Source organism: Streptomyces sp. NPDC043853 (assembly GCF_056436025.1).
In genome coordinates this window covers 59,909-83,239 of sequence record NZ_JBWKDJ010000004.1, presented here as the reverse complement: position 1 = coordinate 83,239, position 23,331 = coordinate 59,909, and the positions used below count along the sequence as shown (strand labels likewise).

At 72.8% G+C, this 23,331-nt stretch carries 20 protein-coding genes; 15 read left to right on the top strand and 5 right to left on the bottom strand.

What is annotated here, in order from left to right:
- Nucleotides 1-114: 114 nt before the first annotated feature.
- Entirely contained in the window at nt 115-1,566 is a 1,452-nt protein-coding gene (locus tag AC067U_RS12625; protein ID WP_478829657.1) for a type III PLP-dependent enzyme domain-containing protein, read from the bottom strand.
- A 104-nt stretch (nt 1,567-1,670) separates the two neighbouring features.
- Here AC067U_RS12625 and hutU point away from each other — a divergent pair, with 104 nt between their 5' ends.
- The 8 genes from hutU (at nt 1,671) to AC067U_RS12585 (ending at nt 11,895) form a co-directional block, all read left to right on the top strand.
- Nucleotides 1,671-3,335, top strand: coding sequence for a urocanate hydratase (gene hutU, locus AC067U_RS12620; RefSeq protein WP_478829656.1), 1,665 nt, complete (start codon nt 1,671-1,673; stop codon nt 3,333-3,335).
- A gap of 149 nt (nt 3,336-3,484) precedes the next feature.
- Nucleotides 3,485-4,699 (top strand): allantoate amidohydrolase, encoded by a 1,215-nt coding sequence (locus AC067U_RS12615; RefSeq protein WP_478830097.1) that lies wholly within the window; start codon nt 3,485-3,487, stop codon nt 4,697-4,699.
- Entirely contained in the window at nt 4,696-6,033 is a 1,338-nt protein-coding gene (locus AC067U_RS12610; RefSeq protein WP_478829655.1) for a formimidoylglutamate deiminase, read from the top strand. Before AC067U_RS12615 ends, AC067U_RS12610 begins: the two co-directional genes overlap by 4 nt.
- Nucleotides 6,034-6,333: 300 nt before the next feature.
- Nucleotides 6,334-7,503: an imidazolonepropionase gene (gene hutI, locus AC067U_RS12605; RefSeq protein ID WP_478829654.1), complete on the top strand. Its 1,170-nt coding sequence runs from the start codon at nt 6,334-6,336 to the stop codon at nt 7,501-7,503.
- A 138-nt stretch (nt 7,504-7,641) separates the two neighbouring features.
- Complete coding sequence (locus AC067U_RS12600) at nt 7,642-8,340, top strand: LPXTG cell wall anchor domain-containing protein (protein WP_478829653.1); 699 nt, start codon at nt 7,642-7,644, stop codon at nt 8,338-8,340.
- A gap of 11 nt (nt 8,341-8,351) precedes the next feature.
- On the top strand, nt 8,352-9,458 hold the full coding sequence (locus AC067U_RS12595; RefSeq protein WP_478829652.1) for a COG1470 family protein: 1,107 nt from the start codon (nt 8,352-8,354) through the stop codon (nt 9,456-9,458).
- Complete coding sequence (locus AC067U_RS12590; protein WP_478829651.1) at nt 9,455-10,582, top strand: hypothetical protein; 1,128 nt, start codon at nt 9,455-9,457, stop codon at nt 10,580-10,582. The genes AC067U_RS12595 and AC067U_RS12590 overlap by 4 nt, the downstream gene beginning before the upstream one ends.
- On the top strand, nt 10,579-11,895 hold the full coding sequence (locus tag AC067U_RS12585) for a hypothetical protein (protein WP_478829650.1): 1,317 nt from the start codon (nt 10,579-10,581) through the stop codon (nt 11,893-11,895). The genes AC067U_RS12590 and AC067U_RS12585 overlap by 4 nt, the downstream gene beginning before the upstream one ends.
- Nucleotides 11,896-11,988: 93 nt before the next feature.
- Here the strand turns inward: AC067U_RS12585 and AC067U_RS12580 are convergent, their stop codons facing one another.
- Nucleotides 11,989-13,509 carry a peptide MFS transporter gene (locus tag AC067U_RS12580; RefSeq protein ID WP_478829649.1) on the bottom strand — a complete coding sequence of 507 codons (1,521 nt, stop codon included), beginning with the start codon at nt 13,507-13,509 and terminating at the stop codon, nt 11,989-11,991.
- A gap of 398 nt (nt 13,510-13,907) precedes the next feature.
- Here AC067U_RS12580 and AC067U_RS12575 point away from each other — a divergent pair, with 398 nt between their 5' ends.
- Both AC067U_RS12575 and AC067U_RS12570 read left to right on the top strand, forming a co-directional pair.
- On the top strand, nt 13,908-14,585 hold the full coding sequence (locus AC067U_RS12575; RefSeq protein ID WP_365108821.1) for a response regulator transcription factor: 678 nt from the start codon (nt 13,908-13,910) through the stop codon (nt 14,583-14,585).
- Between the two features lie 14 nt (nt 14,586-14,599).
- The gene (locus AC067U_RS12570) at nt 14,600-15,865 is read left to right on the top strand and encodes an ATP-binding protein (protein ID WP_478829648.1); all 1,266 of its coding nucleotides are present in this window, start codon (nt 14,600-14,602) and stop codon (nt 15,863-15,865) included.
- Between the two features lie 47 nt (nt 15,866-15,912).
- Here the strand turns inward: AC067U_RS12570 and AC067U_RS12565 are convergent, their stop codons facing one another.
- Nucleotides 15,913-16,491, bottom strand: coding sequence for a GtrA family protein (locus AC067U_RS12565; protein ID WP_478829647.1), 579 nt, complete (start codon nt 16,489-16,491; stop codon nt 15,913-15,915).
- Nucleotides 16,492-16,704: 213 nt separating this feature from the next.
- Between AC067U_RS12565 and AC067U_RS12560 the strand changes: the two genes are divergently transcribed.
- Genes AC067U_RS12560 through AC067U_RS12550 form a run of 3 tightly spaced genes read left to right on the top strand, consistent with a single transcriptional unit; the run spans nt 16,705 to nt 19,534 of the window.
- Entirely contained in the window at nt 16,705-17,823 is a 1,119-nt protein-coding gene (locus AC067U_RS12560; protein WP_478830096.1) for a 5-(carboxyamino)imidazole ribonucleotide synthase, read from the top strand.
- Nucleotides 17,820-18,347, top strand: coding sequence for a 5-(carboxyamino)imidazole ribonucleotide mutase (purE, locus tag AC067U_RS12555; RefSeq protein WP_478829646.1), 528 nt, complete (start codon nt 17,820-17,822; stop codon nt 18,345-18,347). Before AC067U_RS12560 ends, purE begins: the two co-directional genes overlap by 4 nt.
- Nucleotides 18,344-19,534, top strand: coding sequence for a dipeptidase (locus AC067U_RS12550; protein ID WP_478829645.1), 1,191 nt, complete (start codon nt 18,344-18,346; stop codon nt 19,532-19,534). The genes purE and AC067U_RS12550 overlap by 4 nt, the downstream gene beginning before the upstream one ends.
- A gap of 46 nt (nt 19,535-19,580) precedes the next feature.
- Here AC067U_RS12550 and AC067U_RS12545 read toward each other — a convergent pair whose 3' ends face one another.
- Nucleotides 19,581-19,946: a VOC family protein gene (locus tag AC067U_RS12545; RefSeq protein ID WP_478829644.1), complete on the bottom strand. Its 366-nt coding sequence runs from the start codon at nt 19,944-19,946 to the stop codon at nt 19,581-19,583.
- A gap of 107 nt (nt 19,947-20,053) precedes the next feature.
- Between AC067U_RS12545 and AC067U_RS12540 the strand changes: the two genes are divergently transcribed.
- On the top strand, nt 20,054-20,542 hold the full coding sequence (locus tag AC067U_RS12540; protein ID WP_478829643.1) for a CGNR zinc finger domain-containing protein: 489 nt from the start codon (nt 20,054-20,056) through the stop codon (nt 20,540-20,542).
- A 25-nt stretch (nt 20,543-20,567) separates the two neighbouring features.
- Here the strand turns inward: AC067U_RS12540 and AC067U_RS12535 are convergent, their stop codons facing one another.
- The gene (locus AC067U_RS12535) at nt 20,568-21,914 is read right to left on the bottom strand and encodes a UDP-glucose dehydrogenase family protein (RefSeq protein ID WP_478829642.1); all 1,347 of its coding nucleotides are present in this window, start codon (nt 21,912-21,914) and stop codon (nt 20,568-20,570) included.
- Between the two features lie 153 nt (nt 21,915-22,067).
- Between AC067U_RS12535 and AC067U_RS12530 the strand changes: the two genes are divergently transcribed.
- Complete coding sequence (locus tag AC067U_RS12530) at nt 22,068-23,222, top strand: acyl-CoA dehydrogenase family protein (RefSeq protein ID WP_478830095.1); 1,155 nt, start codon at nt 22,068-22,070, stop codon at nt 23,220-23,222.
- Nucleotides 23,223-23,331 lie beyond the last annotated feature (109 nt).

Here is a 23,331-nt window from a genome sequence, read left to right as displayed (position 1 = left end):
CGGGCCTCCCCGGTGCCCGCGCTGTGCCGTACGGAGATCTGCTCACGGCAACAGCCCGTCGGTGCCGGGGAGTTGTCATCGTGCCGCACCGGTCGTGCGGGGCGCCAGACGTGGTCAGGGTGCGGCCGGGGAGTCCAGCAGGGCGTTCGGACGGTCGCCGCCCGCCTCCGCCACGATGTCCTCGGCCGTCTGGGCCCGGCGGACGAGGGCGAAGCGGACGGCACCGTCCGGCTGCACGGTGAAGCCGTACACGGCGGGCCGCGGCAGGCTGTTGTAGCCGTAGTGGGCCGTGAAGAAGTACGCGCCGGTGTCCGGGACGGCGATCAGGTCGCCGGGCGCCAGCTCCGGCAGCGCGCGGCCCTCCGCGACCAGGTCGCCGGAGAAGCAGGCCGGCCCCGCGATGTCCTGCGCCACCGGCGGCCCCGCCTTCGGCGCGCCCTTGGCGTCGTACGCCAGCACCCGCACCGGCCACGAGGCCGGGGCGTACACGGTCCGGGTCAGCACCTGCACCCCCGCGTGGGTCAGCGCGATCGGCCGCCCGCCCGTGCTCTTGGTGTACTCCACCCGGGCCAGCACCAGCCCGTGCTTGGCGAGGAGGGACCGGCCGAACTCGGTCACCAGCCCGTAGCGCCCCGAGAACAGGCCCGGCACGACCTCCCGGAGGACCGCGACGTACTCCGCGTACGCCGGCGCCTCCTCGTCGGAGGCGAAGTTCACCGGCAGCCCGCCGCCGATGTCCAGGGTGTCCACCTGCTGCCGGCCGGCCGCCGCGTTGATCTCCTCCGCCAGTTCGTACAGCTCCCGCACCCCCTCCGCGATCAGCGGCAGCGCCACGCCCTGCGAACCGGAGTGGGTGTGCAGCCGGGTGAGCCACGGGCGCTCCAGGTACGCCCGTACGAGCCACTCGCGCGCCCCCGGGTCCTGGAGCGCCACGCCGAACTTCGAGGTGGCCGTCGCCGTGGAGGTGGCCAGGATGGCACCGGGGCCGAGCTGCGGATTCACCCGGATCCCCAGCGGGGAGGCGGTCGGCGCGGCGGCGACCAGCGCGTCCAGGCGCTCCAGCTCCTGCCGGTTGTCGGCGTTCACCGCCACGCCCAGCGCCAGCGCCTCGCGCAGCTCCGCCGGGGTCTTGGCGGGGGAGTCCAGCACGGTCCGCTCCGGCGCCACCCCGGCCGCCCGCGCCAGCGCCAGCTCACCGGGACTGGCCACTTCGCAGCCGATCCCGCAGCCGGCCAGCAGCCGGAGCACCGGCACCAGCGGGGCCGCCTTGGCGGCGAAGGCGTGCAGGACCGGCGTGCCGGGCGGCAGGGCGGCCGCGAAGGCGGCCCGCAGGGCGGCGGCGGAGGAGCGGATCCCGGCCGTGTCCAGCAGGCAGACCAACGGGTCCGCGCCGTCCCCTCCGCCGTCCGGTCCGCCGGCCAGCCCCTGCGCCACGGCGGCACGTACGGCCAGGTCACGGCGGGCGGCGGGGGAGTCGGCGATGGAGGCGGCGGGGGCGTCGGCGGGGCCGGCGGCGGCCGCGGCGGAGCCGGAGCGGGTGGAATCCGTACCGGAGTCGAGGGCCATGTCCGCCAGCCAACCACCCGGCGCGTCCGCCCGCAGCTGTTGACTGAATCTATTCAGAGCGCGAGGATGTGAATGGATTGACCAACATCGGAGGAGGCACAGCCATGTCAGGACCCCGCCCCGTTCGCGCTGCGCGAGGACTTGAGCTCAGCACCCTGGGATGGCAGCAGGAGGCCGCCCTCCGGATGCTCCAGAACAACCTCGACCCCGAGGTCGCCGAGCACCCCGACAAGCTCGTGGTCTACGGCGGCACCGGCAAGGCGGCCCGCGACTGGCGCTCCTTCGACGCGATGGTCCGCACCCTGCAGACCCTCAAGCAGGACGAGACCATGCTGGTCCAGTCCGGCCGCCCGGTCGGCGTGATGCAGACCCACGAGTGGGCCCCGCGCGTCCTCCTCGCCAACTCCAACCTGGTCGGCGACTGGGCCAACTGGGAGGAGTTCCGCCGCCTGGAGGCCCTCGGCCTCACCATGTACGGCCAGATGACCGCCGGCTCCTGGATCTACATCGGCACCCAGGGCATCCTCCAGGGCACCTACGAGACCTTCGCCGCCGTCGCCGCCAAGAAGTTCGGCGGTACCCTCGCCGGCACCATCACCCTCACCGCCGGCCTCGGCGGCATGGGCGGCGCCCAGCCGCTCGCCGTCACCATGAACGACGGCGTCGCGATCTGCATCGACTGCGACCCGCGCGCCATCGAGCGCCGCATCGAGCACCGCTACCTCGACGTGAAGGCCGACAACCTCGCCCACGCCCTCCAGCTCGCCACCGAGGCCCGCGACCAGCGCAAGCCGCTCTCCATCGGCCTGCTGGGCAACGCCGCCGAGCTGCTCCCGCAGATGCTCGCCGAGGGCGCCCCGATCGACATCGTGACGGACCAGACCTCCGCCCACGACCCGCTGTCCTACCTCCCGGTCGGCGTGGCCTTCGAGGACATGGCCGACGCCGCTGCCAAGGACCCGGCCGGCTTCACCTCCCGCGCCCGCGAGTCCATGGCCCGGCACGTCGAGGCCATGGTCGGCTTCATGGACGCCGGCGCCGAGGTCTTCGACTACGGCAACTCCATCCGCGGCGAGGCCCAGCTGGCCGGCTACGACCGCGCGTTCGCCTTCCCCGGCTTCGTCCCCGCCTACATCCGCCCGCTGTTCTGCGAGGGCAAGGGCCCGTTCCGCTGGGCCGCCCTGTCCGGCGAGGCCTCCGACATCGCCAAGACCGACAAGGCGATGCTGGAGCTCTTCCCGGAGAACGAGTCCCTGCACCGCTGGATCAAGATGGCCGGCGAGCGCGTCCACTTCCAGGGCCTGCCCGCCCGCATCTGCTGGCTCGGCTACGGCGAGCGCGACAAGGCCGGCGAGCGCTTCAACGACATGGTGGCCAGCGGCGAACTGGCCGCCCCCCTCGCGATCGGCCGCGACCACCTCGACTGCGGCTCGGTGGCCTCCCCGTACCGCGAGACCGAGGCCATGCTGGACGGCTCCGACGCCATCGCCGACTGGCCGCTGCTCAACGCCATGGTCAACGTGGCCTCCGGCGCCTCCTGGGTCTCCCTCCACCACGGCGGCGGCGTCGGCATGGGCCGCTCCATCCACGCGGGCCAGGTCACCGTCGCCGACGGCACCCCGCTGGCCGGCGAGAAGATCCGCCGCGTCCTGACCAACGACCCGGGCATGGGCGTCATCCGCCACGTCGACGCCGGCTACGACATCGCCGAGTCGGTCGCCGACGCGAAGGGCGTCCGCGTCCCGATGCGCGAGGGTGACTCCGCGTGACCGAGCGAACCGGGGGCTCCGCCCCCGATCCCGCCGGGCCGCAGGCCGCAGGCCTGCGCCCGGCGCCGGCCGCGGCGCCCCCGGCGGGCTCCGCGGCCTCCGGCCCGGCAGCCCCCGCAGCCCCCGGGGGAGGAACCAGCTTCCACGGCATGTGGAACGAGCTCGCCCCCATCGGCCGCGACCGCGGCACCCGCGGCTACCGCCGCTACGCCTGGACCGAGGCCGACACGGAGTGCCGGGCCTGGTTCCGGGCGGAAGCGACGAGCCGCGGGCTCACCTACGAGCTCGACCGCAACGGCAACCAGTGGGCCTGGCTCGGCGACCCCGCCGCGGGCGACGCCGTGGTCACCGGCAGCCACCTCGACTCCGTCCCGGACGGCGGCGCCTTCGACGGCCCGCTCGGTGTCGTCTCCTCCTTCGCCGCCCTCGACGAACTCCGCGCCCGGGGCGTGGAGTTCACCAGGCCGCTCGCCATCACCAACTTCGGCGACGAGGAGGGCGCCCGCTTCGGGCTGGCCTGCGTCGGCTCCCGGCTCAGCGCCGGACAGCTGACCAAGGAGAAGGCGTACGAGCTGCGCGACGCAGCCGGCACCACCCTCCCGCAGGCCATGGAGGCCGCCGGGCACGACCCCGACACCATCGGGCCGGACCCCGAACGCCTCGCCCGCATCGGCGCGTTCGTGGAACTGCACGTCGAGCAGGGCCGCGCCCTGGCTGTGTCCGACAGCGGCTCCGCCGCGGGGTCCGGCTCCCCGGTCGGCATCGCCTCCGCCATCTGGCCGCACGGCCGCTGGCGGTACGACTTCCACGGCGAGGCCAACCACGCCGGCACCACCCGCCTGGTGGACCGCCGCGACCCGATGCTGGCCTACGCCGAGACCGTGCTCGCCGCCCGCCGCGAGGCCGAGCTGGCGGGCGCGGTCGCCACCTTCGGCAAGATCTCCGTCGAGCCGAACGGGGTCAACGCGATCCCCTCGCTGGTCCGGGGCTGGCTGGACGCCCGCGCCTCCGACCAGGTCGCGCTCGACCAGGTGATCGACGGCATCCGCAAGGCCGCCGGCGAATACGCCGACCGGCACGGCATCGAACTGGCCGTCACCCGGGAGTCCTTCACCCCGGTGGTCGAGTTCGAGCACGCCCTGCGCGACGAACTGGGCCGGATCCTGGGCGAGAAGACCCCCGTCCTGGGCACGGGCGCAGGACACGACGCCGGAATCCTCTCCGCCGCCGTGCCCACCGCGATGCTGTTCGTGCGCAACCCCACCGGCGTCTCCCACTCCCCGGCGGAGTTCGCCGCCGAGGACGACTGCGTCGCCGGCGTCCTCGCCCTCGCCGACGTACTGGAAGGACTCGCGTGCCGGTGACCACCACGTACTGGCTGGAACACGCCTGGCTCGGCACGACCGTCGAGCCGGGCGTGACCCTCGACGTGTCCGCGGACGGCCGGATCGCCGCCGTCCGCACCGGGACGGACACGCCCCCGCCCGGCGCGGAGGTGCTCCGCGGCCTCACGGTCCCCGGCCTCGCCAACGCCCACAGCCACGCCTTCCACCGCGCCCTGCGGGGCACCGTGCAGGTGGGCTCGGGCACCTTCTGGACCTGGCGCGAGGTCATGTACTCCGTCGCCCAGAACCTCACCCCCGACACCTACTTCGACCTCGCCCGGGCGGCGTACGCGGAGATGGCGCTGGCCGGCATCACCAACGTGGGCGAGTTCCACTACGTCCACCACGCGCCCGGCGGCACCCCCTACGCCGACCCCAACGCGATGGGCGAGGCGCTGATCGAGGCGGCCGCCGCGGCCGGCATCCGGATCACCCTGCTGGACACGGCGTACCTGTCGAGCGGCTTCGGCGAGGCGCCCAACCGGCACCAGCTGCGGTTCTCCGACGGCACCGCCGACGCCTGGGCCGAGCGGGCGTCCGCCCTCAAGCCCCGCGACCACGCCCTGATCGGTGCCGCCGTGCACTCCGTACGGGCCGTACCGGCCGATCAGCTGGCCACCGTCGCCGCATGGGCGGGACAGCGGCAGGCCCCGCTGCACGTGCACCTGTCCGAGCAGACCGCCGAGAACGACGCCTGCCTGGCCGCGCACGGCCGCACGCCCACCCAGCTGCTCGCCGACCACGGGGTGCTCGGCCCGCGCACCACCGGCGTCCACAACACGCACCTCACCGACGGCGACATCGCCCTGCTGGGCGGCTCCGCCACCGGCACCTGCATGTGCCCCACCACCGAACGCGACCTCGCCGACGGCATCGGCCCGGCCGTACGGCTGCAGCAGGCGGGCAGCCCGCTCTCGCTGGGCAGCGACAGCCACGCGGTGGTGGACCTGCTGGAGGAGGCGCGTGCGATGGAGCTCAACGAACGGCTCCGCAGCCGGACGCGGGGGCACTGGACGGCGAACGCGCTGCTGACCGCCGCCACGGCGGACGGCCACGCGGCGCTGGGGCTGCCGGACGCGGGCCGCCTGGAGGCGGGCGCGCTCGCCGACTTCACCACCATCGCCCTGGACTCGGTCCGTACGGCGGGTCCGCTGCCACGGCTCGGCGCGGAGACGGCGGTCTTCGCGGCCACCGCGGCCGACGTCCGCCACACGATCGTGGCGGGCCGCCACATCGTCCGCGACGGTCACCACACCCTCGTCCCGGACGTCCCGTCGGCCCTGGCCGAAGCCATCGCCGCGGTCCGCGGCTGACGTTGCCTTTGCCCCACCCCGCCCCTTCCCGAAACCGGGGCTGACGCCCCGGAGCTCCGACCCCGTTCGGGGGCCGCGCCGGCCGTGGCGGGCCTGCGGCGCCGTTGTGGTCGGCCGCGCAGTTCCCCGCGCCCCCAGGGGGGCGCCCCGCAGGGGCGCGGGGAACTGCGCGATCAGCCCGGGCGGCGCCGCAGGCCCGTGATGACCTGCCAGCCCCGAACGGGGGCGGGGTCCGGGGGCGGAGCCCCCGGTTTCGGGAAGGGGCGGGGAGGGGAAAGGGCGAAGCTCTGAGAGGAACCCATGACCACCACAGCCATCACCCACATCGGCAGCCTCGTCACAAACGACCCCGCCCTCGGCGAAGGCCCCCTCGGCCTGGTCACGGACGCCGCCGTCGTCATCGAGGACGACACCATCGCCTGGGTCGGCCAGTCGGCGAAGGTACCCGCCACGGACACCGCGTTCGACGCGGACGGCCGGGCCGTCATCCCCGGCTTCGTGGACAGCCACAGCCACCTCGTCTTCGCGGGCGACCGCACGCAAGAGTTCAACGCCCGCATGTCCGGCCGCAGCTACTCCGCCGGCGGCATCCGCACCACCGTCGCCGCCACCCGCGCCGCCACCGACGCCGAGCTGGAGGCCAACCTCCTGCGCCACCTCCACGAGGCGCGCCGCCAGGGCACCACCACCTTCGAGACCAAGTCCGGATACGGGCTCACCGTCGAGGACGAGGCCCGCGCCCTGCGCATCGCCGCCGCGCACACCGAGGAGGTCACCTACCTCGGCGCCCACATCGTCTCCCCGGACTACGCCGAGGACCCCGCCGCCTACGTGGACCTCGTCACCGGCCCGATGCTGGAGGCCTGCGCCCCGTACGCACGCTGGGTGGACGTGTTCTGCGAGAAGGGCGCCTTCGACGGCGACCAGGCCCGCGCCGTCCTCACCGCGGGCCGGGCCAAGGGCCTGATCCCACGGATCCACGCGAACCAGCTCAGCTTCGGCCCGGGCGTGCAGCTGGGCGTGGAGCTGGGCGCGGCCTCGGCCGACCACTGCACCCACCTCACCGACGCGGACGTCGACGCCCTGGCGAACTCCGAGACCGTCGCCACCCTCCTGCCCGGAGCCGAGTTCTCCACCCGCGCCCAGTGGCCCGACGCCCGCCGGCTGCTCGACGCGGGCGCCACCGTCGCCCTGTCCACCGACTGCAACCCCGGCTCCTCCTACACGAGCTCCATGCCGTTCTGCATCGCCCTCGCGGTCCGGGACATGGGCATGACCCCCGACGAGGCCCTGTGGTCCGCCACCGCGGGCGGTGCCCGCGCACTGCGCCGCACCGACATCGGCCGGCTGGCCCCCGGAGCGCGCGCCGACCTGGCCCTGCTGGACGCCCCGAGCCACGTCCACCTGGCCTACCGGCCGGGCGTCCCGCTGGTCTCGGCGGTCTGGCAGAAGGGCGTGCGCGTGCACTGAAGGACCGCCCGGAGCAGGGCCCGTCCGGGTCCCCCGGCTTGTTCCGTCCCTTGTCTTCCCTCCGCAAGGTCCCCGGCGTACCTTGAGCCCCCAATCTGATGTGCCGTCAGTAACTTGTGGTACGAGGGGAAGACCAAGGTGTCCGACCGGATACGCTCCACCGCGCTCCTGATCGCCTCCGCGCTCGCCGGTTCGGCGGCGGCCGTCCTGGCCGCCGCCCCCGCGGCCCACGCCGAAGTGGTCGACGTCAAGTACGACTGCAAGACCCCCATCGGCGACAAGTCGGCCGTCTCGCCCATCGACATCAAGGCGGTGAAGGAGGGCGAGGGCTACAAGCTGACGATGTCGTTCCAGAAGGGCGTCTCCTCCAGCCCGGTCGAGCTCGGCAAGGGCGCGATGAGCCCCAGTGCGCTGATCGTCGTCAAGGGCGCGGAGGAGGCGAGCGTCCCCGTCTCGGGCCCGCCCAACCCCGAGGCCGCGCCCGCCAACACCCCCATCAAGATCACGGACCTCTCCGGCACCTACAAGCCGAAGAAGTCCGGCAAGGTCACCTTCACCCCGGGCGTCCTCACCATCAAGGCGCTGGGCACGACCACCACCTGCACCCCGGGCAACGGCCCGAAGCCCTCGCTGGAGCTGGAGGTGACCGCCGCGGGCGGCGGCAACGACGGCAGCGGCGGCGGCAGCGGCACCTCGGGCACCGAATCCGACAGCCTGCCGCAGACCGGACCCGCCGACTCCGCCCTGGCCCTCGGCACCCTGGGCGGCACCGTCCTGCTCTCCGGCGCGGCCGGCGTGCTCTGGCTGACCCGGCGCGGGCAGCGGGCCCGGTCCTGAAGGTCCCCCCGATGCACGCGCGACACCGCCGGCGCCACCGAGTCCCCTGCGCCGTCCCCCCACGCGTCCGCCGGAACCCGCGCCGGGCCGCCGCCCCGCTGGCGGCCCCGCTCGCCGCCTTCCTGCTGGTCGCGGCGGCCCCGGCAGACCCGACGGACCGCACGGGCCCCGCGGTCCCGGCCGCCCGCGCGGCCTCCGTGACCCCCATGACCCCCGCGGCGGACCCCGGATGGACCGCCGAGCCGGCCACGGCCCCGTCCTCCGCCGCCCCGTCCTCCTCCGCTCCCCGTCCGTTCTTCTACCTGGAGGGACCGGCCGGCGGCGTGCTGGAAGACCGCCTCGTCCTCGCCAACCCCACCGACCGGGAGCGCGTCATCACCCTGCGCGGGGCCGACGCGTACAACACGGCGGACGGCGCCTTCGCGGTGCGCCCGCCCGGCTCCTCCACCGCGGCCGGCCCCTGGATCAGCTTCGGCACCCACGGCACGGTCAGGGTCCCGCCCCGGCACCGCGCGGTGGTCCCCTTCACGGTCACCCTGCCGCCCGACGCGGTGCCCGGCGACCATCCGGTCGCGGTGGTCGCCGCGGAAGCCGGCCACGAGGCGGGCGTACGCGTCCACCTGCGGGTCAGCGGTCCCACGCTGGCCGCCCTCACCGTCGAGGAAGTGTCGGTGACCGGCCGCGGGGCGGCCGCCCGGGTCCGCTACGCCCTCGTCAACCGGGGGAACGTGGCCCTGTCCCCGGAGGCGGCACTGCGCACGGACGGCCTGTTCGGCGGTCCGGAGGCCGGCTCCGCCCGCCGGCTGCCGGTGGAACTGCTGCCCGGCCAGCGGGTGGAGCTGACCGAACCCTGGCCCGGCGCCCCGGTGCTGGACGCGGTGGACGTCACCCTCACCGTCACCGCACCCGGCGGCGCCCGCGCCACCGGCACGGCCACGGCCCGCTTCGTGCCCTGGTCCGCCGCGGGCTGGACCGGAGCCGGCCTGATCGCCCTGGCGGCCGTGGCCCTCGCCGCCCGGCGCCTGGCCCGTTCCCGGCGCCGGGAACCCGCCCCGGCCGCCCTGCCGCCCACCCCACCCTCCGTACGGGAACCCGAGCTGACGGGAGCGTCGACGTGAGTACCACCCCCGCCCCGCGCCGGGCCGCCCGGATCCGCGCGGTGCTCACCGCCCTGCTCCTGCTGGCCCTGTCCGCCGGGCCGGCCGGGGCGGCACCGCGGAGCCCCGCCGCCCCGGCCGCCCCCGCCGAGGGGAAGGCCGCGGCCGAGCTGTCGCTGAAGGAGGCGGCCACCGGCACCGAGGTCACCGTCAACGGGACGGGCTGGCCCGCCGGGACGGTGGTCATGCTGCTGCTCTGCGGGCAGAACATGATCGGTGGCACCAACAGCTGCGCCAACGAGGCCGGGCAGGCGGCCTCGGTCGGAGCCGACGGGACGTTCCGCAAGGCCCTCTCCGTCGTGGCCCCGCCCAAGCCCTGCCCCTGCGTGGTCAACGTGACCTCCGTAAACGGGGACAGGTCCACCGTCAGCCTGCCCTTCACCGTCACCGGCCACCCGGTGGCCGAGCTCCCCGCGGAGTCCGGACAGGCCCGCCTCGCCCTGCTCACCGGCGTTCAGCTCAAGGGCGAGGACGGCGTGCTGACCTGGTTCGGCGCCCCGCCGTCCCGCAGGTTCACGGTGACCGTGGGAAACCTCGGTTCGGCCCCGGTCAAGGACCCGGTGTTCCAGATCGGCACCGCCCACGGGGTGTTCGCCCCGGTGTGGGAGGAACGGCAGTGGAAGGGCACCATCCCGCCCGGCCAGAAGGCCCGGGTGGAGCTCGACGTGGAACTCACCATGGGCGCCCACGGGGACTACACGGTCTCCCTCAAGTACGGCGACAAGGTGCTGGCCGCGCAGCCCTGGGGGGTCGACCGCCCGTACGGCGTGCTCCTGTTCTGGGGCCTGCTGTTCGTGGTCGTCCCCGCCGCGCTCTTCCGCATCGGCATGGCGGTCGTCGACAAGGTCCGGCCCCGCCCCGGAGCCGGCCCCCGTCCGGGCATCGGGCTCCGCACCCGTACCGGCGGGGCGGCACCCGCGCCCGCCGCCACGGGACGGCACCGCGCGGCCGGCACCCCGCCCGCGACGCCCCCCGGCGAGGCGTCCCCGCAGACCACCACGGCCGTCCTGCCGTGGTTCACACCGGCACAGCCGGCAGACCGATCCGCACCGTCAGACCATCCGACAACGAAGGGACATCCGTGAAGACCCAACGGAGGGTGAGCGCGGCCGCGGTCGCGCTGCTTCTCGGCGGCGCGGGCGTGGTGATGGTGGCCGCTGCCCCGGCAGGTGCGGCCGAGATCTCGTTCCAGACCGTCTGTGATCCCCCGATCGGGGACAACATCGAGGGCACGACCAAGGCCGAGGTGACAGTGACGCCCGCCGAGGCCAAGGTGGGTGACGAGGTGGAGGTGGTCTGGAAGACCACCAAGGCGGCTTCGGACAACCCGGGCTACATCGATCTGAAGGAAAACTCCGTGACCCCGTCCGGAGTGCTCAAGCTGGGCGGGGACGCCACCGGCGAGCTGCCGGTGCAGGGCAAGGCGGAGAACCCGCCCATCCCCAAGAACTCGCCGATGGTGGTCACTCCCATGAGGGCGAAGTTCAAGCTGACCAAGGCCGGCACGATCTCCCTGACCCCGGCCTCGTACAAGATCAACGCAATGGGCACCGACACCGTGTGCACACCCAAGCAGGGGACCACCGTCCCGGTCGCGGCCACGATCAAGGTGTCCGGTTCCGGCGGCCCGGACCCGTCGCCCACGGCCACGTCCAAGCCCACCCCCACCCCCACGGCGACCTCCTCGCCCACCCCGACCCCGTCGGGCAGCAGCAGCGCCACGCCCACGCCCACCGCGAGCAACAGCGGGCCGAGCGAGGTGCCCGGCAAGGAGGTCCCGGTGACCTTCGCCTGCGCGGCCCCGGGGCCGGCGAACATCCAGTCCAAGGTGACCATCGACGCCAAGCGCAACGGCGGCAGCTGGGACCTCACCGTCAAGACCGGGAAGGGCGTCATGAACAGCCCGGCCGACCTTCCGGCGGGAGCGCTCAAGCCCTCGATGGAGGTCGTCCTCGGCGGCGCCGACAGCGGCAGGGTCCAGGTGGCCGGACCGGGCAACAAGGAGCCCATCGGCGCGAACCAGCCGGTGAGCCTCAGCGATATGACCGGCACCTACAAGCCGGGCAAGACCGGCAAGGTCACGCTCAGCCCCGGCAAGCTGACGATCAACGCGCTCGGCATGAACATCGCCTGTGAGGCCAAGTCGACCGCGGTCTCGGTGGAGCTGGACACCTCAGCCCAGCCCGGCGGCAGCGGCGGCTCCTCCGGCTCCGGCGGCAGCTCCGGCACCTCGGGCGGCTCCGGCGGCTCCGGGGGCTCCGGCGGCAACCTCGCCGAGACCGGCGCCGAGGACGAGGGCGGCCTCAAGGCGCTCGCCCTGGTCGCCGGCACGGTGATCCTGCTCGGCGGCGCGGTGTTCACCTTCACCCCGTGGCGCCGCCTCGGCAGCCGGCGCTGAGGCGAGCCGCTCCACCCGCCCCGAGGAACGCGGAACGGCCCGCACACCGGTGGTGTGCGGGCCGTTCCCCCGTTCGGCGGGCGGGGCCGTGCGTCAGTTCACGTCGCCCATGAGCGCGTTGACCTTCTTGCGGTACATGAAGATCGCGAGGCCGGCGAGGACGGCGGCGAACGCCTGGAAGAGGATCACGCCGACGCCGTTCAGCTGGACCTCGGCCAGACCGAGCAGACCGGTGACGCAGTCACCGGCGGTGACGGCCAGGAACCAGACGCCCATCATCTGGGAGCCGTACTTCTGCGGCGCCATCTTGGTGGTGACCGACAGGCCGACCGGGGAGAGGCACAGCTCGGCGAGCGTGTGCATCAGGAAGATCAGCACCAGCCACCACATGGTGACCTTGGTGTCGTTGCCCGAGGTCTGGCTCAGCGGCAGGGCGAAGACGAAGAACGAGGCGCCGACGATGATCAGGGCCGCCGAGAACTTCACGATGGTGCTGGGCTCGCGGTTGCGGCGGGCCAGGGCCACCCACGCGGCGGCGAAGACCGGGGCCAGTGCCACCACGAAGAGCGGGTTCAGCGACTGGAAGATGGTGGTCGGGACTTCCCAGCCGAACAGGGCGCGCTCGGAGTTCTTGTCACCGAAGAGCGAGAGCGTCGAACCGCCCTGGTCGTAGATCATCCAGAACACGGCGGCGGCCACGAAGAACCAGATGTAGGCGCTCATCCGGGTCTGCTCGCCGGCGGACAGGTCCTTGTCCCGCTTGATGCGGACGAGGACGGCGACCGGGATGATCAGACCGGCGATGGTGATCGGGTACAGCGCCCACTTGATGGTGAACATGTCCGCCGCGACCACGGCGCCGTAGAAGACGGCGACGACGGCCAGGACGGCCAGGGCCTTGACGATCACGGCCTTGCGCTCGGCCGGGGTCAGCGGGTTCGGGACGAGGCTGCTCTTCGGGCTCAGGGTACGGCCGGCGAGCAGGTAGATCACGAGGCCGATGGCCATGCCGACGGCGGCGAGCGCGAAGCCGAGGTGCCAGTTCACGAGCTCGCCGACCATGCCGATGCCGACCGGGGCGAGGAGGGCACCGATGTTGATGCCGATGTAGAAGATCGTGAAGCCGCTGTCACGGCGCGGGTCGTCCACACCCTTGTAGAGGTGGCCGACCATCGTGGAGATGTTCGCCTTCAGCAGGCCGGAGCCGACCGCGACCAGCAGCAGGCCGACGAAGAACGCCGCCTGGCCGGGCACGGCGAGCGACACGTGACCCGCCATGATCACGAAACTGGCGACGGCGACCGTCTTGCGGGCGCCCCAGACGCGGTCACCGAACCAGCCGCCGGGCATGGCCATCAGGTAGACCATGGCCACGTACACGGAGTAGATGGCCGTGGCCGTCGCCGCCGTGAAGCCGAGGCCGCCGCCCTGGCTGCCGGTCGCGGCGTCCACACCGCCGGAGACCAAGTACAGGACGAGGAGCGCACGCATGCCGTAGTAGGAGAAGCGCTCCCACATCTCGGTCATGAAGAGCGTGGCCAGGCCGATGGGGTGGCCGAGGAAGGTCTTCTCGTGAGCTGCGCTCGGCGAGGCCTGCGTCAGGCTGGAAGCCATGTCGATCCTTGCTAACTCGGGACGCCGCGCTTCGTGAGCGGATACAGCGCCCGGGGAAGGGCGGCCCTTGCGCTGCGTCGCGCGCGGTGCCGGTCCCACAGGTCATTCACTGCCGTCGGGGCAGGGCCGAGTCCCCACAAGACTGGCGGCCCACCCGGACAGAGAAACAGGGACCTCATGCCGCTTTCGGGCATAAAAGTCCCTGAACTACTTCATCAGGAGTCTCGCCACCATACGACACGACAGTGCCGGATATGGAAGGAGTTGAGAGATGGATCACAGGTCGGGAGGGAACCGATCTGTCATATTCGAAGGTGAGTAGTAGTCCATAAGCGCAGATCGACGGGGGTCTGTCGGCGCAGTCCAGCATTTCGCGCCCGCGCATTACCATCACCCACATGACGCGTGTACTGCTCGCCGAGGACGACGCATCCATCTCGGAGCCCCTGGCCCGCGCCCTGCGCAGGGAGGGCTACGAGGTCGAGGTCCGCGAGGACGGCCCCACCGCGCTGGACGCGGGACTGCAGGGCGGCGTCGATCTGGTCGTGCTCGACCTGGGCCTGCCCGGTATGGACGGGCTGGAAGTGGCCCGCCGCCTTCGAGCCGAAGGCCACGGCTTCCCGATCCTGGTGCTCACCGCCCGCGCGGACGAGGTCGACACGGTCGTCGGCCTGGACGCCGGCGCCGACGACTACGTGACCAAGCCCTTCCGCCTCGCCGAGCTGCTCGCCCGGGTCCGGGCCCTGCTCCGGCGCGGCGCCGTCGAGCCCGCCCAGCCCCCCGCCACCCACGGCGTCCGCATCGACGTGGAATCGCACCGGGCCTGGATGGGCGACGAGGAGCTGCAGCTCACCGCGAAGGAGTTCGACCTCCTCCGCGTCCTGGTCCGGGACGCCGGCCGGGTCGTGACCCGCGACCAGCTGATGCGCGAGGTATGGGACACCACCTGGTGGTCCTCCACCAAGACGCTGGACATGCACATCTCCTGGCTCCGCAAGAAGCTCGGTGACGACGCGGCCAACCCCCGCTACATCGCCACCGTCCGCGGGGTCGGCTTCCGCTTCGAGAAGAGCTGAGTCCCACCCCAGCCATGCGCCGCCGCCTGATCCAGTCCACGCTCGCCGTGGTGCTCGTCGTGATCGCCGTGTTCGGGGTCTCCCTGGTCATCGTGGAGACCCGGACGATCACCAACAGCGCCCAGGAGATGGTCGAGTCCCAAGCCCTGACCCTGGTGGGCGTCGTCGAGGCGAACGTGCTGGAACGGCAGCCCGTCGACGCCGACGCCCTCGCCGACCGGCTGGACGCCGGCCGGTACGCCCGGGTGCACGTGCCCGGACGCCCGGACATCGAGCTCGGCACCCCCATCGACGGCAGTGTGATCCGGGGCAGCGCCCCCGGGGAGCACGGGGTGAGCGTGGTGGTCGAGGAGCCCCGCTCCACCGTCACCCGCGAGGTGGTCCGCACCCTGTTCGTGGTCGGCGCGGTCGCCCTGCTCGCGGTGGTGGCCGCCGTACTGCTCGCCGTACGCCAGGCCAACCGGCTGGCGTCACCGCTGACCGACCTGGCCGAGACCGCCGAACGGCTCGGCTCCGGCGACCCGCGCCCCCGGCACCGCCGGTACGGGGTCCCCGAGCTGGACCGGGTCGCCGACGTGCTCGACGCGAGCAACGAGCGGATCGGACGGATGCTGACCGCCGAGCGGCGGCTCGCGGCGGACGCCTCGCACCAGCTCCGCACCCCGCTGACCGCGCTGTCCATGCGGCTGGAGGAGATCACGGTCACCGACGACCTGGAGACCGTACGGGAGGAGGCCTCGATCGCCCTCACCCAGGTGGAGCGGCTCACCGACGTGGTGGAACGGCTGCTGACGAACTCGCGCGACCCGCGGACCGGCTCGGCCGTCCCCTTCGACCTCGACGAGGTCGTCAAGCAGCAGGTGGAGGAGTGGCGGCCGGCCTACCGCAGCGCCGGGCGGGCCATCGTGAGCTCCGGGAAGCACGGCCTGCGGGCCGTGGGCACCCCCGGCGCGGTGGCCCAGGTGCTGGCGGCACTGGTGGAGAACTCGCTGATGCACGGCGGCGGGACCGTCGCCCTGCGTACCCGGGTCACCGGCAACCAGGCCGTCATCGAGGTCACCGACGAGGGGCCCGGCGTGCCGGCCGACCTCGGCAACCGGATCTTCGAGCGGGCCATCAGCGGCCGGAACTCCACCGGCATCGGCCTGGCGGTGGCCCGGGACCTGGCGGAGGCGGACGGCGGCCGGCTGGAGCTCATCCAGGCGCACCCGCCCGTGTTCGCCCTGTTCCTGAGCCGGAAGGCGCCCGAACGCGCCGAACCGGAGAAGACCGTCCGCTGAAGCCGCCCCGGCGGAGGCGGGGCGGACCGGACCGGGAGAGCGCCGGGTCAGCGGTTGGCGGGCACCCGCTCGTCGGCCGGGGGCGCCGAGGGCGCGGAAGAGGCGGAGGACGCGGCAGGCGGGGCCGCCGAGACGGCCGTGGCACCGGCCCCGCGCGGACCGACCACCGCCGGAGCCGGACCGGGCTCGGGCATCGCCCGGAAGACCCAGGTCCGGTAGGACCAGAAGCGGAACAGGGTGGCCACCCCGATACCGATCAGCTTGAAGACGTTGTTCTGCAGCGGGCTGTCCCAGCCCGCGCCGTAGGTGGCCGCGTACAGGATCCCGGTCTCGATGACCATCCCGATCACGCTGAACACCAGGAACAGGACCATCTCGCGCTTGCGGTCGGACTTGTCGCGGTCGCGGTAGGTGAAGTACCGGAACCCTATGTAGTTGCACACGATGGCGACCGCGATCGCGATCACGTTGGCCCGGCCCACCTGGAGCTCGGTGGTGCTCCGCAGCAGGTTGAACACGCCCAGGTTGACCAGAACGCCCAGACCGCCGACGGCACCGAACTTCACGGCCTCACCGGCGAGGCCGCGCACCCGGTCCATGAGGGCCGCCTGCTGTGTCGCGCTCATACGGTGCTTCGCCCCTGTCGGTCGGTGAAGGGTCCTTCTGGTCAATCTGCTCATGCTAAGTGTCTGCCTGGTGGGACGTCTGCGCCTTCCGGCACAGATGTGACGAAGTCGTACACGAATGCGACACAGCGGGAGGCCTTCCGGCCATCGCCCTGGTCCAGATGGCGGAATACCGGCGGATACCCTGGAGGAGTGACGTTCCCGGTAGTCGGTATGGTCGGCGGCGGCCAGCTCGCCCGCATGACCCACGAGGCGGGTATCCCCCTCGGTATCAGATTCAAGATCCTCAGTGACAGTCCGCAGGACTCGGCGGCCCAGGTGGTGAGCGACGTCGTCATCGGCGACTATCGCGACCTGGACACCCTGCGCGCCTTCGCGCGCGGCTGCGACGTGATCACCTTCGACCACGAGCACGTGCCCACCGAACACCTTCGGGCCCTGGAAGCGGACGGAATCCCCGTCCGCCCGGGGCCCGACGCTTTGGTGCACGCCCAGGACAAGGGGGTGATGCGCGCCAAGCTCGACGAGATCGGCGCGCCCAGCCCCCGCCACCGGATCGTGTCCGATCCGGCGGACGTGGCCGCCTTCGCGGAAGAGGTCGGCGGGTTCCCCGTCATCCTCAAGACCGTGCGCGGCGGCTACGACGGCAAGGGGGTGTGGTTCGTCCGCACCACCGAGGACGCGGAAGCCCCCTTCAAGGCGGGCGTCCCCGTGCTCGCCGAGGAGAAGGTGGAATACGTCCGCGAGCTCGCGGCGAACATCGTCCGCTCCCCGCACGGCCAGGCCGTGGCCTACCCCGTCGTCGAGTCCATCCAGGTGGACGGCGTCTGCGACACGGTCATCGCCCCCGCCCCGAACCTCTCCGAGGAACTGGCCGGCCAGGCCCAGGCCCTCGCCCTGCGCATCGCCAAGGAACTCGACGTGACCGGCCACCTGGCCGTGGAGCTGTTCGAGACCACCGACGGCCGGATCCTGGTCAACGAGCTGGCGATGCGCCCGCACAACTCGGGCCACTGGACCCAGGACGGCGCGGTCACCTCCCAGTTCGCCAACCACGTCCGCGCGGTCCTCGACCTCCCGCTGGGCGACCCCCGGCCCCGCGCGCCCTGGACGGTCATGGCCAACGTGCTCGGCGGGGACTACCCCGACATGTACGCGGCGTACCTCCACTGCATGGCCCACGACCCGCAGCTGAAGATCCACATGTACGGCAAGGACGTGAAACACGGCCGCAAGGTCGGCCACGTCAACACCTACGGCGACGACCTGACCGATGTGCTGGAGCGCGCACGTCACGCTGCCGGCTACCTGCGAGGAACGATCACCGAATGAGCACCGCGATCCACAACACCGGGGACGCCCCCCTGATCGGCATCGTCATGGGCTCGGACTCCGACTGGCCGGTCATGGAGGCCGCCGCCCAGGCGCTGGAGGAGTTCGAGATCCCCTACGAGGTCGACGTCGTCTCCGCGCACCGGATGCCGCGCGAGATGATCGCGTACGGCGAGCAGGCCGCCGACCGCGGCCTGAAGGCGATCATCGCGGGCGCGGGCGGCGCCGCCCACCTGCCCGGCATGCTCGCCTCGGTCACCCCGCTGCCCGTGATCGGCGTACCGGTCCCGCTGAAGTACCTCGACGGCATGGACTCCCTGCTGTCGATCGTCCAGATGCCCGCCGGGGTCCCCGTCGCCACCGTCTCGGTCGCCGGCGCCCGCAACGCCGGCCTGCTCGCCGCCCGCATCCTGGCCACCCAGGACCCGGACCTCCTCGCCCGGATGAAGGACTTCCAGCAGGAGCTGAACGACCAGGCCACCGAGAAGGGCAAGCGGCTGCGCTCCAAGGTGGCCGCCGGATGACGGACGCCGCCCCCGGACCCCACCGGATCGCCGAGGCCCGGGAACTGCTCGCCGAGCACCCCGTGGTCGACGGCCACAACGACCTCCCCTGGGCGCTGCGCGAGCAGGTCCGCTACGACCTGGCACGGCGCGACCTCGCCGGCGACCAGTCGGCGCACCTGCACACCGACATCCCGCGACTGCGGGCCGGCGGCGTCGGCGCCCAGTTCTGGTCCGTGTACGTCCGCTCCGACTACGCCGGCGACGAGGCGGTCAGCGCCACCCTGGAGCAGATCGACGCCGTCGCCCAGCTGATCGACCGTTACCCCCGCCACCTGGTACGGGCGCTGACGGCGGACGACATGGAAGCGGCGCGGGCCGACGGGAGGATCGCCTCGCTGATGGGCGCCGAGGGCGGCCACTCCATCAACAACTCGCTGGCCACCCTGCGCGCCCTGCACCGGCTGGGCGTGCGGTACCTGACCCTCACCCACAACGACAACGTGGACTGGGCGGACTCGGCGACCGACGAGCCGCGCCACGGCGGCCTCACGGACTTCGGCCGCGAGGTCGTCCGCGAGATGAACCGCATCGGCATGCTGGTGGACCTCTCCCATGTGGCCCCCACGACGATGCGGGACGCCCTGGACGTCTCGGCCGCCCCGGTCATCTTCAGCCACTCCTCCGCGCGGGCGGTCTGCGACCACCCGAGGAACATCCCGGACGAGGTGCTGGAGCGGCTGCCCGCCAACGGCGGCGTCGCCATGGCCACCTTCGTACCGAAGTTCGTCCTGCCGGCGGCCGTGGAATGGACCCTGGCCGCGGACGAGAACCTGCGCGCCCACGGCCTGCACCACCTCGACACCTCCCCCGAGGCGATGGCCCTGCACCGGGCCTTCGAGCAGGCCAACCCGCGACCGGTGGCCACCGCCGCCACCGTCGCCGACCACCTCGACCACATGCGCGAGGTGGCCGGCGTGGACCACGTCGGCATCGGCGGCGACTACGACGGCACCGCCTTCACCCCGTCCGGCCTGGACGACGTGTCCGGCTACCCGAACCTGATCGCGGAACTCCTCGGCCGCGGCTGGTCCCGGCCCGACCTGGCCAAGCTCACCTGGTCGAACGCGGTCCGCGCCCTGCGCGACGCGGAAGCGGTGGCCCGCGACCTGTCGACCGAGCGGGGCCCCTCGAACGCGGTTATCTAGGACCCGGCGGTTCAGCAGGCGCACCGGCAGACCGGGGCGGCGCGGTTCAGCAGGCGCAGAGGCAGACGGGGTGCCCGGCCGGATCGGCGTAGACACGCCAGGTCCGGCCGGGCTCGCCCGCGTCCAGGGGCTTCGCGCCCAGCGCCAGGATGTGCCGCTCCGCGGCGTCCAGGTCCTCGACGGTCAGGTCCAGGTGGAACTGCTGCGAGCCCTCCGGGGAGGGCCAGGCCGGCGGGACGTGGCCCGGGGCGAGCTGGAAGGCCAGCGGCGTTCCCTCGTGAACCGCCAGGTCCGCCCAGCTGCCGTCCTCGTCCAGCGAGGGGGTGCCGCCGAGCAGCCCCGCGTAGAAGGTGGCGAGGGCGAGCGGGTCCGGGCAGTCGAGGACGACGGTACCGAGCTTGGCGACGGCCATGACGTACTCCTTCGAAGCGGCGAACGTGTTACCGGTAAGGCACCCTTGCCGGTAACGACCACCCTACGCGTTACCCCATCACCGATCCAGCAGGTAACTTCGAGAACATGAGCGTCGGACGCGCACCGGCCCCCGGAGGGCTCGCGCTGGTGGAAGAACTCGTCAACACGCTGAGCGTGGACACCGGCGAGGACCGCCTCGCCGCACGTTTCGGCCTGTCCGGCCCGGCCCTCGGCGAGGCCGCCGAACTCCGCGAGGCACTGCGCGCCGCCCTGCTGGCACATGCCGGCCACCAGGCCCCCGCGGGTACCCTGGCCGCGCTGAACCACCTGCTGGCCGGCGCCCCGCTGACCCTCCGCATCGACCGGGAGGGCGCCGCCACCCTGGCGGCCGACGGGGACGGGTTGACCGCCCGGATCGCCACGGCCGTCGCCGAGGCCGTCACCGCCGGCACCTGGTCCCGCCTCAAGGCGTGCGCGGCCGAGGACTGCCAGTGGGCGTACTACGACCGCAGCCCGGCCGCCCGCGGCCGCTGGTGCTCGATGTCGGTCTGCGGCAGCCGCGCCAAGATGCGCACCTACCGCTCCCGCGGCTAGAGGGGTTGCTGGGCCGGAGGAACCGCTACGCCCGCGGGCGCCCCATCGCGCGGTACGTCCAGCCGGCGGCCCGCCACCGCTCCGCGTCCAGCGCGTTGCGCCCGTCCAGGATCAGCGGCACGGAAACCGCACCCGCCAGTTCCGCCGGATCCAGCTCACGGAACTCGCGCCACTCGGTGAGGTGCAGCACCACGTCCGCACCGGCCACCGCCGCCGCGGCGGACTGGGCGTAAGCCAGCGTCGGGAACACCTGCCGCGCGTTGCCCATCCCCTTGGGGTCGTACACCGTGACCTGCCCGCCCTGCAGGTGGATCTGCCCGGCCACGTTCAGCGCCGGCGAGTCCCGTACGTCGTCGGAGTCCGGCTTGAAGGTGGCGCCGAGCACCGCGACCCGCTTGCCCAGGAAGGAGCCGCCGACCGCCTCCCGCGCCAGCTCCACCATGTGCCCGCGGCGGCGCATGTTGATCGAGTCGACCTCGCGCAGGAAGGTCAGCGCCTGGTCGGCGCCCAGCTCGCCGGCCCTCGCCATGAAGGCGCGGATGTCCTTCGGCAGGCAGCCGCCGCCGAAGCCGATCCCGGCGCGCAGGAACTTCGCGCCGATCCGCTCGTCGTGGCCGATGGCCTCCGCCAGCTTCACCACGTCGCCGCCGGCCGCCTCGCACACCTCGGCCATCGCGTTGATGAAGGAGATCTTCGTCGCGAGGAAGGAGTTCGCGGCCGTCTTGACCAGCTCCGCCGTCGGGAAGTCGGTCACCACCAGCGGGGACCCCTCCGCGACCGGCGTCGCGTACACCTCGCGCAGCAGCTTCTCGGCGGACCCGCCGGTCTCGCGCACGCCCACCACGATCCGGTCCGGGTGCAGGGTGTCCTGCACCGCGAAGCCCTCCCGCAGGAACTCGGGGTTCCAGGCCAGCTCCACGTCCCCGCCCGCCGGGGCCAGCTCGGTCAGGCGCCGCGCCAGCCGGTCCGCCGAGCCCACCGGCACGGTGGACTTGCCGACGACCAGGGCCGGCCGGGTCAGCAGCGGGGCCAGCGCGTCGAACGCAGCGTCCACGTAGCTCATGTCGCAGGCGTACTCGTTGTGCTTCTGCGGGGTGTTCACGCACACGAAGTGGACGTCGCCGAACTCCGCGACCTCCGCGAAGTCCATCGTGAACCGCAGCCGCCCGGTGGACCCCGGCAGCCCGGCCACGTGCCGTGCGAGGAGCTCCTCCAGCCCCGGCTCGTACATCGGCACCCGCCCCGCGGCGAGCATCTCGATCTTCTCGGGCACGACGTCCAGCCCGAGCACCTCGAAGCCCAGCTCGGCCATGGCCGCGGCGTGCGTCGCGCCGAGATAGCCAGTGCCGATCACAGTGATCTTGGGGGCCATGGGTACTCCGTAAGGGACGGCGGTGCGGTGTGCGGCCCCCGAGCATAGCCGCGCGTGTTGTCACCAAGCTCACGCGCGCGGCCCGTACCCCTACCGGCCGGTCGGCCATAGGCTTGGGTTACTTAACGGTAGTTAGCATGGGGAGTGAGTGCTTTGGCAGGTTCCGACTTCGACCTCTACCGCCCTGCCGAGGAGCACGAGATGCTCCGCGACTCGGTCCGCGCGCTGTGCGAGGCGAAGATCGCCCCGTTCGCGGCCGCCGTGGACGAAGAGGCGCGGTTCCCGCAGGAGGCCCTGGACGCCCTGGTCGCCAACGACCTGCACGCCGTCCACGTACCGGAGACCTACGGCGGCGCGGGCGCGGACGCCCTCGCCACCGTGATCGTCATCGAGGAAGTGGCCCGCGTCTGCGCGTCCTCCTCCCTGATCCCGGCGGTCAACAAGCTCGGCTCGCTCCCGGTGATCCTGTCCGGCTCCGAGGACCTCAAGAAGAAGTACCTGGGCCCGCTCGCCAAGGGCGACGGGATGTTCTCGTACTGCCTCTCCGAGCCGGACGCCGGCTCGGACGCGGCGGGCATGAAGACCCGCGCGCTCCGCGACGGCGACTCCTACGTCCTCAACGGCGTCAAGCGCTGGATCACCAACGCCGGCGTCTCCGAGTACTACACGGTCATGGCCGTCACCGACCCGGAGAAGCGCTCGAAGGGCATCTCGGCCTTCGTCGTCGAGAAGGGCGACGAGGGCGTCTCCTTCGGCGCCCCGGAGAAGAAGCTCGGCATCAAGGGCTCCCCGACCCGCGAGGTCTACCTCGACAACGTCCGCATCCCCGCCGACCGCATGATCGGCGAGGAGGGCACGGGCTTCGCCACCGCGATGAAGACCCTGGACCACACCCGCATCACCATCGCGGCCCAGGCCCTCGGCATCGCGCAGGGCGCCCTCGACTACGCCAAGGGCTACGTCCAGGAGCGCAAGCAGTTCGGCAAGCCGATCGCCGACTTCCAGGGCATCCAGTTCATGCTCGCGGACATGGCCATGAAGGTCTCCGCCGCCCGCGCCCTGACCTACCAGGCCGCGGCCGCCTCCGAGCGCGGCGACGCCGACCTCACCTACCTCGGCGCCGCGGCCAAGTGCTTCGCCTCCGACATCGCCATGGAGGTCACCACCGACGCCGTCCAGCTCCTCGGCGGCTACGGCTACACCCGTGACTACCCGGTCGAGCGCATGATGCGCGACGCGAAGATCACGCAGATTTACGAAGGTACGAACCAGGTCCAGCGGATCGTCATGGCGAGGAACCTGCCGTAGCAGGGTTTTCGCAGGTCAGACGCCTTCTCGGGTGATCCGGGAACGCTGATCGGCTTCCGGTCCGTTCGGGCCCGTTCCGGCCCTTTCCTGGGCGTCATGCTGGGGAAAT

What these genes read in the sequence shown, in the direction of transcription:
- AC067U_RS12595 (WP_478829652.1), top strand. Translation starts at nt 8,352, where the DNA reads ATGCACGCGCGACACCGCCGGCGCCACCGAGTCCCCTGCGCCGTCCCC.
- AC067U_RS12570 (WP_478829648.1), top strand. Translation starts at nt 14,600, where the DNA reads ATGCGCCGCCGCCTGATCCAGTCCACGCTCGCCGTGGTGCTCGTCGTG.
- AC067U_RS12575 (WP_365108821.1), top strand. Translation starts at nt 13,908, where the DNA reads ATGACGCGTGTACTGCTCGCCGAGGACGACGCATCCATCTCGGAGCCC.
- AC067U_RS12540 (WP_478829643.1), top strand. Translation starts at nt 20,054, where the DNA reads ATGAGCGTCGGACGCGCACCGGCCCCCGGAGGGCTCGCGCTGGTGGAA.
- AC067U_RS12615 (WP_478830097.1), top strand. Translation starts at nt 3,485, where the DNA reads ATGTGGAACGAGCTCGCCCCCATCGGCCGCGACCGCGGCACCCGCGGC.
- AC067U_RS12565 (WP_478829647.1), bottom strand. Translation starts at nt 16,491, where the DNA reads ATGAGCGCGACACAGCAGGCGGCCCTCATGGACCGGGTGCGCGGCCTC.
- AC067U_RS12550 (WP_478829645.1), top strand. Translation starts at nt 18,344, where the DNA reads ATGACGGACGCCGCCCCCGGACCCCACCGGATCGCCGAGGCCCGGGAA.
- AC067U_RS12560 (WP_478830096.1), top strand. Translation starts at nt 16,705, where the DNA reads ATGGTCGGCGGCGGCCAGCTCGCCCGCATGACCCACGAGGCGGGTATC.
- AC067U_RS12535 (WP_478829642.1), bottom strand. Translation starts at nt 21,914, where the DNA reads ATGGCCCCCAAGATCACTGTGATCGGCACTGGCTATCTCGGCGCGACG.
- AC067U_RS12545 (WP_478829644.1), bottom strand. Translation starts at nt 19,946, where the DNA reads ATGGCCGTCGCCAAGCTCGGTACCGTCGTCCTCGACTGCCCGGACCCG.
- purE (WP_478829646.1), top strand. Translation starts at nt 17,820, where the DNA reads ATGAGCACCGCGATCCACAACACCGGGGACGCCCCCCTGATCGGCATC.
- AC067U_RS12580 (WP_478829649.1), bottom strand. Translation starts at nt 13,509, where the DNA reads ATGGCTTCCAGCCTGACGCAGGCCTCGCCGAGCGCAGCTCACGAGAAG.
- AC067U_RS12625 (WP_478829657.1), bottom strand. Translation starts at nt 1,566, where the DNA reads ATGGCCCTCGACTCCGGTACGGATTCCACCCGCTCCGGCTCCGCCGCG.
- hutU (WP_478829656.1), top strand. Translation starts at nt 1,671, where the DNA reads ATGTCAGGACCCCGCCCCGTTCGCGCTGCGCGAGGACTTGAGCTCAGC.
- hutI (WP_478829654.1), top strand. Translation starts at nt 6,334, where the DNA reads ATGACCACCACAGCCATCACCCACATCGGCAGCCTCGTCACAAACGAC.